Origin of the sequence: Cohnella silvisoli (genome assembly GCF_021190915.1) — a bacterium.
GTDB classification, from domain to species: Bacteria; Bacillota; Bacilli; order Paenibacillales; family Paenibacillaceae; genus Cohnella; species Cohnella silvisoli.
Genome location: NZ_JAIOAP010000005.1, coordinates 51,207 through 65,052 on the forward strand (window position 1 = coordinate 51,207; position 13,846 = coordinate 65,052).

General features: G+C 52.2%; 8 protein-coding genes. 1 reads left to right on the forward strand and 7 read right to left on the reverse strand.

Translation table 11 applies throughout. The annotated features are described in order from the left end of the window. Window positions 1–21: 21 nt before the first annotated feature. Genes K7P76_RS11405 through K7P76_RS11425 form a run of 5 tightly spaced genes read right to left on the reverse strand, consistent with a single transcriptional unit; the run spans window position 22 to window position 7,075 of the window. The gene (locus tag K7P76_RS11405) at window positions 22–3,351 is read right to left on the reverse strand and encodes a discoidin domain-containing protein (protein ID WP_232185425.1); all 3,330 of its coding nucleotides are present in this window, start codon (window positions 3,349–3,351) and stop codon (window positions 22–24) included. Then, on the reverse strand, window positions 3,348–4,457 hold the full coding sequence (locus K7P76_RS11410) for a neutral/alkaline non-lysosomal ceramidase N-terminal domain-containing protein (protein ID WP_232185426.1): 1,110 nt from the start codon (window positions 4,455–4,457) through the stop codon (window positions 3,348–3,350). The genes K7P76_RS11405 and K7P76_RS11410 overlap by 4 nt, the downstream gene beginning before the upstream one ends. Before the next feature lie 30 nt (window positions 4,458–4,487). Then, complete coding sequence (locus tag K7P76_RS11415) at window positions 4,488–5,417, reverse strand: N-acetylglucosamine kinase (RefSeq protein ID WP_232185427.1); 930 nt, start codon at window positions 5,415–5,417, stop codon at window positions 4,488–4,490. Then, window positions 5,417–6,145 (reverse strand): SIS domain-containing protein, encoded by a 729-nt coding sequence (locus tag K7P76_RS11420; RefSeq protein WP_232185428.1) that lies wholly within the window; start codon window positions 6,143–6,145, stop codon window positions 5,417–5,419. Before K7P76_RS11420 ends, K7P76_RS11415 begins: the two co-directional genes overlap by 1 nt. A gap of 45 nt (window positions 6,146–6,190) precedes the next feature. Beyond that, entirely contained in the window at window positions 6,191–7,075 is an 885-nt protein-coding gene (locus K7P76_RS11425; protein ID WP_232185429.1) for a MurR/RpiR family transcriptional regulator, read from the reverse strand. A 387-nt stretch (window positions 7,076–7,462) separates the two neighbouring features. Between K7P76_RS11425 and K7P76_RS11430 the strand changes: the two genes are divergently transcribed. Beyond that, window positions 7,463–10,972 carry a discoidin domain-containing protein gene (locus K7P76_RS11430; protein ID WP_232185430.1) on the forward strand — a complete coding sequence of 1,170 codons (3,510 nt, stop codon included), beginning with the start codon at window positions 7,463–7,465 and terminating at the stop codon, window positions 10,970–10,972. Window positions 10,973–11,048: 76 nt separating this feature from the next. Here the strand turns inward: K7P76_RS11430 and K7P76_RS11435 are convergent, their stop codons facing one another. Then, on the reverse strand, window positions 11,049–12,965 hold the full coding sequence (locus tag K7P76_RS11435) for a hypothetical protein (protein WP_232185431.1): 1,917 nt from the start codon (window positions 12,963–12,965) through the stop codon (window positions 11,049–11,051). A 21-nt stretch (window positions 12,966–12,986) separates the two neighbouring features. Continuing rightward, window positions 12,987–13,832, reverse strand: coding sequence for a carbohydrate ABC transporter permease (locus K7P76_RS11440; RefSeq protein WP_232185432.1), 846 nt, complete (start codon window positions 13,830–13,832; stop codon window positions 12,987–12,989). Between the last annotated feature and the right edge of the window lie 14 nt (window positions 13,833–13,846).

Genomic DNA, 13,846 nt, shown 5'->3' on the forward strand with positions numbered 1-13,846 from the left:
TTTCTCTTTTTCATAGGATTATTAATTGTAAATTTCCACTTCCGACAGTTCGATGATGCTGTCCTGACTGCCCTCCTCGAATAGAAGTCTGACAAACCTCCCCGAAGCATTTAATATATAGGAAAACGGCTGCGATGCATAAGCCGAGCCTATCGTAGGAACATTGCCGGATTTCGAGGTCACCGTAGTCCAGCTCACGCCGTCGCTGCTTACCTGGAACGTGATGTTCTTGGGCACCATGTACGCCTGGTTATACGGGTATTCGCGGAAAACGACGCTGGCCCGCGAGATATATTCCGTCTTGCCCAAATCAACCTGCCACCACGAATTCAGCTGCGAACCGGCCGCCGTCGCCCATGTATTTTCCGCTTCTTGCCCGGATGTTTTGCCGTCGACGGCTTTGCCGGCCGCGTAGTTCGTACCGAAAGCGGAGGAAGCGACCGCTGTCTTTCCGTATGCGATGTTGGCTGTCCGGCTCTGGTATTCGGGCACCACCGTATTCGTAATCTCGACCTCGGAGAGCTCAATGAGAGAGTCCTGGCCGCCGTCCTCGAAGAGCAGTCTGACGTATCGGCCATTGCCCTTGACCGGATAAGAATAATTGACGGAAGCGTAAGCGCCGTTCGTCGCCGGAACCCGGACGGAACGCGACGTCAGCGTCGTCCAGTTGACATCGTCGTCGCTCGACTGGATCGTGATCGTCTTCGGAATCATGTAGGACGCGCCCTGAGGGTACTCCCGGAATTTCACGTTAACCGTCTTGAAGCTCTGGCTCGAACCGAGATCCACTTTCCACCAGGAGTTAACCGTCGGTCCAGCTGCGGTTGCCCAGGCGTTGTTCGTCGTCGTGTCGCTCGACAAGCCGTCATTAGCTAATCCGGCATCATAGCCGATATAAGTGGAGGATGCCGTCGCCGTCTTTCTTAAGGCGAGATTATCCGTATTTACCCGCACCTCGGAAAGCTCGATATGCGTATTTTGAGACCCGTCCTCGAACAACAGCCGAACGTATTTTCCTTTGCCCCGAACGTCGTAATGATACGACTGGGCGGAGTTATAGGCGCTGCCTTCCAACGGTACGTTCGTATCCTTCTTCAGCACGGTCGTCCAATTCGTATTGTCGTTGCTTGTCTGGAATGTGATGCTTTTCGGCACCCTGTAAGCAACGCTGCCCGATTGCCGGAAGTGAACGTCGATACCGTGAATTTCGGTAACACCTCCCAGACCGGCGCTCCACCAGGCATTGGCCACAGTGGTCGTGCTTGCCCAAGCGTTATCTAGCGTCGATGTGCTGACGATGCCATCGACGGCTTTGTCCGCCGGATACGATGCACTCAGCGTAGAGGAAGCTGCTGCTGCGGCTCCGAGCGCAACGTTGTTCTGCGTCGCCGGAACGGCGTCTTTCTCGTCGGCCACTTTCACTTCGGACAGTTCGATCAGACTGTTTTGTCCCCCGTCTTCAAAGAGCAACCTTAAATATCGCGCGTTCGCATTGAAGTGATAGAAGTAGGGAGTCGAGTCATAGCTTGTATTTTCCAGCGGCACATCAGACGCTTTGCGGACGACCGTCGTCCAGTTCGCATTATCGTTGCTGACCTGGAATGTGATAGTTGCAGGTACCATATAAGCTTTCCCATTGTATTCGCGGAACCGGATGGTTACGCCATGCATATCTTGCGCGCCGCCCAAATCGAGTTTCCACCAGGCGTTCGTTGTCGGTTGACCGCTGGCTGTAGCCCACACGTTATCCGTCTGTTCGTCGCTGTTCAGTCCGTCCACGGCCAGCCCCGGCCCGTAGGCAGCGCTAAATTGCGAGGAAGCCGTTGCCATCTTCATGAAACCCGGATCGGCGACGATCGTATCCCAATAACGCTTGGCCCGATTGAATCCGTCGGCCGTATTCTGATACGCATCCGGATTCCACATCCAGTCGGCCAGAGAAATAGCGTATATTTTGTGTGCAGTGGATTGTCTGAAAATGTTCTCGATCGCACCGTCCGACGTATACGTCTGCATGTTGTTCCAGATATATCCCCCGTTCAGGTTGACTCCCTTGAAAGGAACCTTGCCGTCGGCAAAATAGTACTGCGACGGCTGCCAGCCGGTATGCAGCAACGTGCCCATCAGAACGGGATCGTTATGCCAGTAGAAAGGGTATTTCTGCGGATTGGCCGTATAGGATCTCCATGTATTGGCGTGAGCCGGTGTCGTATAATGCGACCATAGCGTATCTCCAGTCCAGATTGCGCCGATAGCGGGACGAAGACCGTTGGAGTATTGGCTCATATATGAAGCCAGGTTGGTATATTCCAAATGGTAGGGTTGCGGTACGGTAACCAGGTAAAAGCCTTCCTGCCCCTGGAAGCTGTCGTAAAGCAAATTTGCCATGTCCCTGTGCGATGCAGGCGTTGTGCTGCCTTGATCGTCAAAGGCCAGCATAATTTGGCTGCCGCCTTCGTCAAGACCATATTTGTAAGTTCGCACCAACTGATTCAATTCGGCGGTATTGGCCGGCAGCCCGCCAGTGATGCCCGGGTTGATTTCCTGCATGAACTTGATCGTGCCGCGATCCCGCTCGTAATTGCCCAAATTTTTGACTGCGCGAATATAGTCGGCCGGCGGGTTGCGCCACCCGGTTGCGGACAAGTGTGTGTAGCAGAGACTGAAGACGTTCATCTTCGTCTTGGCCAGAAAACTCATCCATTCGGCCGTGTCCGCATAACTGAACATGCCTTCGGCCGTAAAAATGTCTTTGACCGCACGAACCTGCATATCGGGGTAATCCCTTACGGACAGGACCCGCAGTTGCGTATTGCTGCCGTTTTTCTTGACCATCTGCGCAAGGCTTGTCGAACCGTAATAGCTGCCGATCGCTTCTTTGCCGGTTACAACGAATATGTTTTGCGTACCGCTGGTTACTTTTTCGATTGCATATCCTTCCGAATGGCTTGGAATGACGATGCTGTTAGCGTTTATTAAATTGGCATTCAATGCATTCGAGCCGGACGTTCCGACGGAAAGGATAACGGAGTAGGCGGAATAATTGCCATTGTCGTTGATGACCGGTATGTTGGCGCCCGTCTGTCTCGCGATGACACTCTGCAGCAAGTAGACGCCTTCCAGTTCGGCTTGCGGCGCGTCGTGCCCTTTCACGATCGCCGCGGAAAAAGAAGTCCCATCGTATAGCGTCAGGAAGTTTTCCGTATAAGTCACTTGCTGGGGGGTGGGAATAATTTTTTCCACGTTGGCGATGGCGTACGTTTCCTTCGCTTGAAAAACAAATACGGCGAATACCATGCCAATCAGCAGCAAACACGGTTTGACCGCCTGAACCAATCGAACCCGTCTCATTGAAAACACCTCCACATTTTGTCCGAATCTTCAATTCCGATCCGGCTAACCTCCACTTCATAGCCCCCCTTGGGCCACGACTGAACATCAGGTATGTAGCCGATGTAATCGTTGGCGAATCCGACGACGAGATGATCTGGCCGGCGTTCCATCAAATTCCGCGCGACGCTTGCGAAAGGTTCGCCAGGCACGAGCCACAGGATCATCCCGCCCAGCGTCGCCATTTGAAGGTCCGTTCGGATCAGACCGCCGGTTTTCCTGTCCGTGAACGCGAACGGTATGAGCGAACTTGAATAGGAAGGATAGGCGGACGGCTCTCCGCCGATGGATTCGGCCCCTTCAAGAGCGGATAACAGCACACGTCCGATCCGATCCGCTTCCAGCGGTCCGGCCCCTTGCCGCGTAAACCTCGTGCTTATGTCCCCTGCCGCTCCGTTGGCGAACAGGAAAACGCCGTTATAATCCGCTTCAAGCTCAGCCTGCAGCACACCCGGAAAATCCGAAGATATAACACCGGCTTCGGGTCCGATAACGGTAGGATGGCAGGCAAAATGAAGCAGCCCTCCCATAAGCTCGTTCGAGTCGGCAGCAAACGCTTTCATCCAATGCAATCTCGAATCCGCCCAATCGCCTTGCTTGCGGCGGTTGCCGGCTATTCCCGGACAATCCGCACGAAACCATCGTATGCTGGCTTCGCGGGCGCGTTCGATCGCAGACCTTGCATCGGCGGCGATCGTGTCGACAATCTGCCGCCGATACGTATGGGGGACATGAGCGCCGCTCCCTGCCATCCAAAGCCCTTGATGCAGGATATCAGGTATTCCTTCGATCGCGGAATGTGTGTGAGAAGCAATAAGGGTGATCCTGTCCGCATGTATTCCGGCGGTCTTCTCGACTGCTGCACATACATCGTCCCGAAGCCGTTTGTCGATGCCCAGAAGATCGAGGCAAACGATCGCGAACCGAATTCCGTCGTCATCGCCGGCCATCGTTCGGCAGTATAACGGCCTATGAACGGCGGTTGCTGCTTCTTTCCGCAATTCGTACCCCCCCAGATAGCAGGGCAGCGAGGGCGTGATATCGGTCTTGGCAAATCCCATTTTCATACTTGTCGCCTCCGGACCGGTGTTCGGCATTCATGTCCCTATACGATTCATTCCGAATTGTTTACGGGCCAGCATGACAGCGCCATATGAAGGAGAATGGAGCGGTTCCTTCAATGCGGATCCCCATTCTCCCAGACGGGGGATGAACGAAGACATGATCAGTTCCCCCAGCCGAAAGATCCCGCCCGCATATGATATCGCCGGCTTGCTGTCCCATGGCGTGCTCCGGGTGACAGCCACTGCCAAATCCGCCAAATGTTCTCCCGCTTCGCTCAAAATCCGGATGGCCTCCCCGTCCCCCAGATTCGCGCATGTCCCTGTCTCGATCGCAAGCGAAGCGATTTCGCTTCTGTTCATGAGCCCATACACTTTGTTGATAAACTCGACACCGTTTCTAACCTGAAGCTTTTCCTGCAGCCTCTCCGTCAGCATAGTGGCCGCTCCGCGTCCATCCATATGCTTGGCGACTGTCCGGAGCGTTTCGCAGCCGATCCAATATCCGCTGCCCTCGTCTCCGAACAAGGGTCCCCAGCCTCCGCATCTCCGCATTATTCCTTTGTCGTCCATGGAGTAGGAGATGGAACCCGTACCCGCCGCAACGACGACACCCGGACGGCCGTTCAACGCTCCTTCAAGCGCAATGCGGGAGTCGATTACTCCCAGCACCTGCGCAAGCGGGAAAGCTTCCGACAGCCGCTTGACGCTCCAATGATCCTGGTCTTCTTCGAGAATCGCGGCGGAACCGATGCATACGGCCTTTACCGCTCCCGACTCCTGTTCCATGATCGAGTCGATTGCATGAATCAGCATTTCGAGGTGGCTTGCGGAACGATCCATACTCTCGACGATGGTGTTTATTCCGCCGCCTTGAATCGTTATCGTGCGTCCGGTTGCCTCATCCATAAGCATCGCTTCCGTCTTGGAACCGCCTCCATCGATACCGAGAACGAAGACCGGCATTATCCCCCCTGCCTTTCCGCCGCTGCGGACTCGATCATTTTCGCATTATGTTCGTCCCCTTCTTCGACGTTGGCGCTCAGGTAAATTTGGGGTACGAATCCGGCTGCGATCAGGTTTTCGACCAGTTGGACGATCATCGCGTTAACGATGAATGCTCCTACGACGGTCGATGTCGGACCGACCGACAATCCGATCGCATCCAGATGGACGGCAGCATCGCCCGGCAAGCCGCAGTTGTCAATAACGATGTCGGCAATCTCATACAGCTTCTTGCCGCTCCGGTGCCTCGGTTTCGCCGGGGCCGAATGATTCAGATTCGTCAAAGCGACCACTTTGACGCCCCTTGCTTTGGCTCCGATCGCCATTTCTATAGGTACTGCGTTTAATCCGGAGTTGGAGATAATGAACAGAACGTCTCCCGCTTCAACCTTATGCTCGTCGAGCAAAATCGCTGCATAATCCTCGAGCCGTTCCATCCGGGTGCTCTTGGTTCCGCCCTCGTGGAGCATAAGAGCGGATTCCAGTATCGGCTTAATATTTTTCAGTCCGCCGGCCCTGTAGTACACTTCCTCCGCCAGCATATGGGAATGGCCGGTGCCGAAGAAGAACAGCTGTTTGTTCGCCATGACCGCTTGCGCGCCGCACTCCGCCGCCTTGAGAATATCCTTCTGCTGGGTTTGGAAGCATTGTTCCAGGATACCCTTCACTTTCTCGTAATATTTGTTCACGCAGGCACTTCCTATTCGGTTTTATTTGGTAGTTTTTGAGAGTTCTTAGTATTTTTTGGATTTCAACGCTTCCGCGGTTTCTTGAATCATCTGAATGGAAGTGTCGAAGCTCTCGAGCGACGCTCCGGCCATAAGCCCGTCCACCACGCTCAATTGAGCCATCAAGGACGGCATCCCGCCGCTGTCGAATGGGGCTTCGTGCACGGTGTTCCGCAGCACGTAATTGCTGATCTTGGCAATTGGCGAATAGGGGTGGCCTGTAATGGCAATCGTGATCGCTCCCTTGCCCTTGGCAATTTCGAGAGGTTCGACAATCGCCTTGGTGCTGCCGGACTGCGAAATCGCGATGACGACGTCGGACTTGCGAACGGACGTCGTAGCCAGAGCGATTTGATGGCTTTCGGTATATGCCCGGGTCGTCAATCCGATCCGTGTGAACCGGTATTCGGCGTATTCCGCGACCAAACCGGAAGTGCCCACTCCGATCAAATATACGAATCTGGCTTGGCTGACCACTTTGGACACTTCCTGAAGCTGGTTCAGGTCCAGACACTGGTAGGTGCCGTTCAATGCTTGCATATTGTTGGCATACATTTTCTCCAAGGCGGTGCTAAGGCTGTCGCCTTTTTTGATGTTCTCGTAAATGGTGGGCGAGTCGAAATGAGCGGCTCCTCTTGCCAACGTCACCTTCAGATCCTGAAAACCGGAAAACCCTGCCGTTTTGCAAAAGCGGATTACCGTCGCTTCGCTGACATTGCTTTCTTTGGCAATTTCCGAAATGTTGCTGTTGATCACCTTCTCGGGATTCTCCGTAATATAATCGGCTACCGCTTTCTCCGATTTCCTTAGCTGCTTGTAAACGCTCTGAATCATCTGCAGTGCGCCGCCGGTAACGATCGTTTGATTCGCGTGATTGATTGTCTGCTTCATGATTTCATTCCTCGCTTCATTTCGGTTTAAGTATGTTTTTCAGATACATATTTTTAATTATATCTAGTAAATTTAATTACATTTATAAATTATCATGTTTTTTTCATTATTTCAAGCGAAAATTCTCAACTCTGTTTCCTGCGCGCCGACGCAGAAGAACGATCTCGCCCCGTTTCAACTCCTGCGCTAAGAAATGGCTGAGCGAATATAGGATATGGCATATCCGTCCTAGTATTTTCTGTATCATGAAATTTGGATAAGCGCTTTCATATCGGGATTTAATAAACAGAAGAGGAGGCAGGGGCATGAGAAAACGGCAGTTTTGAACGGTTCCGTGGCGCAGTGGTAACAGAGGTAATTTAAATAACTGAACGAGGTGGAGTGTCAATGGATAAGTTGAAAAAGCCGCTAAGTACATCGCTGGTACTGGTTATCATTCTGAGTTCGCTGTTCATCGGTGGCATGGCCGCCCACGCGAATTATGTGGAGGTATGGACGGAGTCATCTTATGTAAACGTATTCAAGCACACGATCCGAACGGCGGATTCCAGTACCTCCATCCGGCTCTCGGCCGCCAAAAACGAATTCGAGGCCGCGCAAATTCTGATTCGAAGGGATTCGGCATTCACGATCAACGGCGTAACGTTCACCAATATGACGAGCGGCGGGAATACGATCGCATCGAGCAACCTCAAGTACCAGTACGTCGAATACGAATACTTGAATCAGAACTCGATTACGACAGACAATGTGGTAAGAAAAGGGCCGGGCTACTATCCGGAGTCGCTGTCCAACAATCCGACGCTGGCCGTCGCCGCCAATACGACCCAGCCGATCTGGATCCGGGCATTCATACCTGCGACTGCAGCAGCCGGCATTTACACGGGCACAGCTACCGTCAATACGACAAAGGGCAATTTTGCGGTTGGCGTTACGATTGATGTGCAAAATGTCACCATTCCGGACGCGAAGGACAGCACGTTCAATAACTCACAGTGGATGCAGTTTTACGGTCCCGATTCCACGGACGTTGTGAATGGCGACAATCTCAAAAATGCATATGGTTACCCGAGGCTGTCTGCGGACTGGTGGACGCTGATGGAAAACTTCGCTCAGAATGCGAAGGATTACCGGATGAACAGCATTCCTGTCAATTATGTGTACATGCTGTTAGACGGGGGTTCGACTCTTGGCGCCAATGGGGTGTATACGTTCAATTGGAGCGTATTTGACCAAGTCATCCAGTTTTTTATCGATAGAGGTACGGTCAAGAGGCTTGAAGGTTTTACCACGGGTGTCATTATCGACAGGGATGCCAATGGAAATCTTTTTCGAAACTGGATTCTCAACTCGCCGAACGACCCGAAGCTGGTCAATTGGATCAATCAATTTTTCCCCGCACTTAAAGCTCACCTGGAGAGTAAGCTGCTCCCTGACGGAAGAACTTGGGCCAGCATATGGTGGCAGCATGTCAGAGACGAGCCGTCCGATCAAGGAATTATCGATGAGTATAAAAATTTGGCGAACAAAGTAAGGGTACATTGGCCGGATATCAAGTTCGGGGATGCCATGTACGGCTCACCGTCGTTGTACACGCAGCTGGCAAATTACGTTGATGTTTGGGTGCCTCTTTCGGAAACCTTTGACACCAATAAATCGTTCTTTGAAGCAAGACAAGCCTCCCCGAATAACGAAGAGGTATGGATGTATACTTGCGGTGTTCCAAGAGGAATGTATTTGAACAGGTTTATTGATCAACCCGTATGGATGAACAGAGCCATGTCATGGCACGCATACACTTCAGGAACGACAGGGTACCTGCATTACGGCTACAATCATTGGGATCTGGCCATGGATAATCAACCGGCCAAGGGAGACCTTCATCTTGTACAGCCTGATGTACCCAACAAAAAGCTTAAAAATTCCATCCGGCTTGAAGCGCAGCGTGACGGACTGGAAGATTACGAGCTGCTCAAGATCGTGGAGCAAACCAATCCCGAGGTGGCCAAAGGCATAGCTTCCAGCCTGGTCGCCAATGGTACTACTTACTCGCGGGATATCGGCCAGATGATCCGGATGCGCAATATTTTGCTTAGAACCGCTGCCGGACAACCATTCATCTCCGACCTCGCCGCAGGCAAGACGGTCACGTCGTCGACTCAGCTTGCCGGCAGTGAGGCCGGCTATGCGGTAGACAGCAACTCAGCGACCAAGTGGCAAACGACTGCAGCAGGTTCTCAGTGGATTGCAGTGGATCTTGGAGCCCAGTATCAGGTGGATGCCGTCAAAATCAAATGGGGTGCGCCCTATGCAATGAGCTATAAAGTCCAAACTTCTTACAATGGAACCAACTGGGTGGATGCGGCAGCGATCACCGGCGGAAACGGCGGGGACGACTTCAGCGGTGTCAATGCGAAAGCTAGGTATATACGTGTCAATGCCACAGCCGGTAGCGGAAGTGCCTACACTATCTTCGATTTGGAAGTGGCGGGAGCCCAACTGCCCAAGGTAAATCTCGCGGCAGGAAAAACCTATAGCAAATCGGAGGCGCCGCACGCAGCGTACGCCGATTCGAACAATAGCGAATCTACCGACGGGGTTGCTTCGTCAAACTATCTCGATTTCAAAAATTACGGTTATTCCGGGACTGACGGACAGGTCAAGTCTGTGGATGTATCGGTAGATTTAGGCTCGGCACAGTGGGTGAATGAGGTTAAGATCAGTAAATTCGAAGAAACCAATGCGCATTATTCACCCGACAGCGTAGAGATATTCACCAGTACGGACAATATCAATTTTACGCCAAAGGGCAAGGTAACCTATGCAACCAGTACGGACGGGCTCTGGTATGAATTCACTTTCCTGGATTCTTCGGCGAGATATATCAAGGTCAACTATAAAAAAACATTGAATGTGGCCGGATTCGCGGATTGGATGTTCGTCGATGAGATCGAGGTGTATGGACCTGCGGGAACACCTCCGGCTAATCTTGCGCTCGGCAAATCGTATGCCAAATCGGAAGCGCCGAGCGGCGGGTTTCCGGATACGGGCGGCGTAGAGTCGACAGATGGTATCCTGTCAGGTGATTATGCCGTAGACGGAAAATCCTATGGCTACTACGTGGGCGTTGGGAACACCAAAACCGTAACCGTCACGTTGGATTTGGGAAGCGACAAGACGGTGAATCTGGTGAAGCTCAGAAGGTTTGAAAATGGGGTTCACGGTTTCGGACCGGATAATGTTGTCGTATCTACAAGCACCAACGCTGCGCCCAACACCTATGTCACCCGAGGCGAGTCTTCCTGGTATACCGGATGGTGGTACGATATACCGTTCGCCAATGCGACTGCACGATATGTGAAGCTTGATATAACCAAGACGGGAGTATCCGGTGCCGACTATTTATTCTTGGATGAAATCGGCGTATTCGGGACTGAGCCATCGCCGACCAATTTGGCGGCAGGCATCGCATACAGCAAATCGTCAGCCCCGGATGCGAGTTACCCGGATACCGGCAACCTTGAATCTACGAACGGCATATGGGCAGGCGCTTACGGCGACGGGAAGTCCTACGGCTATCCTCTTGCGAGCGGCCAGACCAAGACAACCGATATTATCTTTGACTTAGGAGCGAACAAGACATTAAATCTGGTTAAATTGTTAGCCTATAATGGATCGGTTCATAACTATAAGCCGGACAGTGTAACCGTGTCCACAAGTCCGGATAACGTCAATTACACTCAGAAAGCAGTGGTTACGACGCCTGCAAACAATTGGTTTAATGCGGGATTTGCCAACACAACGGCAAGATATGTCAAAGTGACGGTTTCCAAAACTTATGGAGCCTCCAATGCGGATTGGATGTTTGTAGATGAGATAGAGATATACGGATACTAAGCAGATATAATTCCACAAAAAAACCATTCGCTCTATTATGGAGCCGAATGGTTTTTTTGTGGTGCGAATCGTCACTTCACCCATAATGCTTGATCAATTCCTTTTCCAGCCTCCACATCGTCAAGCCTGATGCGATTTCGGCGACCGTCCAACCGGACTCAATCGCCCAAGGTCCCCATCCAACGTCTGCAGGCAATCCATACACTTCTAACATGTCGACGTCCAAGGCTCTCGCCCACCCCCCGTTTATCGTCTTATTATCGCTGTGCACCTGAGTGGAAATGAGGAACTTCGCCATATCCTCACACAGTTCTTTGAAAGAGTCGTCTTTGGTCACGAAATAGGCTTGCGCGAAAGCTGTCGGCAGCCAGTTCAGGGAATACAGCAAATCCACGATCGGATCACCGTTACGGGTCAACATGGTGCTCTCTTCTCCGTCCTTGGAATTGCTGCGATCCGCTTGATACCCCGTATCCCATTCCAAATAACCGCCCGAAGGATGCCGAAGCCTTTTCAAATCTTCCGTCACACCGTACAGCCATTCCTTATGCCGGCCTTCCCCCGTTACCCAGTAAAGCCAAGACAGAGGCATGATCAACCGGCACATCTCCTGCGTCTCGCTGTACTCTCTCCGAGTATTCGGATATACGGACATGAGCGATTCCAATCCTCGCACGCCAACTTCCTTGTATCGTTCGTTACCCGTAAGTTTATAGGCTAGCAGGAGCGCTCCATGGTAAAACGCATTGTAGTGTGCGCAATAGAATCGAGCCGGTGCCGATGACAATTTCCGGATCTTCTCCTCCGTAAGGTCGATATTGTCTGTTCGGAATGGCCGCAATCCGTCCGTTCCCGTCGTCCGGACCAAAAAGTCCAGCGCATCGGCACATTCCTGCAAATACTGCGTGGAACCAGTGTACAAGCACTTCAGCAATTGCGGAATAAGCACCCTTGCCGCGTCATCCTGATAGCAAACACCCCAGGCTTCCTGCGTCCAGCGCAGCATCCCCTTGAGCGGCGATTGTTCCTTGATTTGCATAAGATCGAAGCAAACCGACATCAGATTGTCGGAGATGTCCAGGCTCCGTTTATCTTTCGTCAACAGGCCATGCATGAAGTAGGCCATGGACACTTCCGCGACGCAATCTATTCTGATGGATGGCATCAGCCGCTGGGTACCATCGGCATAAACTTCAGTTCCGAAGCCCTCCTGTACGCCGTCCTTTCCCATGTTCAGAAGCATTCCCGCCTCTTCGAACCAGCCGATAGCCTTGCCGATCGTGTCGTCCGTTTGAACCTCCAGCGGCACATTCGGTTGAAAGGGCTCGAAACGGTATGGGGCATTCAGCCCGGAGATTGGAACGGATTCCTCACAAAGCCATTCCAGAATGAACTTCACGATGCCTTCCCATTTGGCATTCGGCGAGAACCTTGCTCTTTTGAAATTCGCCATCCGGAAGCTGCAGATAAGCAGGTTCTCGGGTTCGTCGAACCACAACGCCCTGTCGGAGACAGATGCCAGCAGCTTCTCGTCTACCACCGAACTGCTGTGGTCTTTTCCTCTGGCATATTGAAGAATCGGGCGAGAAAAGGTACAGGCGATGTCATGCGGACGGATTCTCGTGTTGCATTGTTCGTCTAAGATGTCTCCAGGAAGCACCCCGTTGATTTGCTTTTCCGCGGTGAATACAACCCGCTCAAACCGGGTAGAAACCGGCGGCTCGGAGTAAACATGCCCAATGCTGCCGCAATACTCGGCGAATATTCGCTTACCGGCTTGCAGCTGTTTTTCAACGAGCATTCTTTCCCGCGGGTGAAAAAGAAGAGGCTTCTCCTCCGTGCCGCCCAGGATGGCAACGGCCGAACAAGCGTCCAGCACGCTTGTTTTCAAGGAGTCTGCCGTCATCGTGACCGTGTTCACGGGAGATCTCTCCAGCAGCGCCGACAAGTCGCTGTCTGCATTGGTGATGATAACGATCGTTTTTTCTCTCATGAATGAATTCCAACACCCTTCTTACATTTTAATACCGCCTGCTGCGATCCCCGACGTGATGTGTTTTTGGACAAGCGCGTAGAAGAGCAACGTCGGAATGAGCACCATAACAAGTCCTGCGAAGAGCGCTCCCCAATCGGTTTGGTATTTCTGGACGGCAAACAGGTTGTTGAGCCCGATCGGAATCGTCATTATAGCTTCATCCGTGAGGAATGTATAAGCGTAAAGGAACTCGTTCCATAGCCCTAGGAAGACGAACACGGAAACCGTCACAATGGCCGGCATCGACAGCGGAATGATCACCTTGAACAAAATTCCATAGCGGGATGCCCCGTCGATGAAAGCCGCCTCTTCGTAATCCTTCGCGATGTTGCTTACGAAACCACTGAGCACGAATACGGAAAACGAAATATTCAAAGCAATGTAAACGATAATCATGCCGAAGCGGTTATTGATCAGGTGCATGTCGTTCATCATCAGGAATAGCGGCACTAGACCGACGATCCCTGGGAGGAAGAAGGTGGAGATGTACAGCCCCTTCAGGAATTTGGTGTATGCATTCACAAATCTGGTGATCGCGTACGCGGACGTAACGCTGATCAGCAAAGTACATGCCAGCGAAACGACGGAAATGAGAATGGAATTGATAAAGTAGCTGCCCATGTTGGCCTGCACCCAGGCATGGACGTAATTATCGAAATACAGCTGCTTCGGCAAATTCAAGGGATTCTCCATGAACTCACGGGAGGTTTTGAAAGAGCTGTAGATCAGCCATAGAAAAGGAAGAATGACCGTCGCCGCGAACACGATCAGGATCATCCTGATTCCGGCTCGCGATATCTTCTTGCCAACGGAAGCTTCATTCATCGCGTTCACCCGCC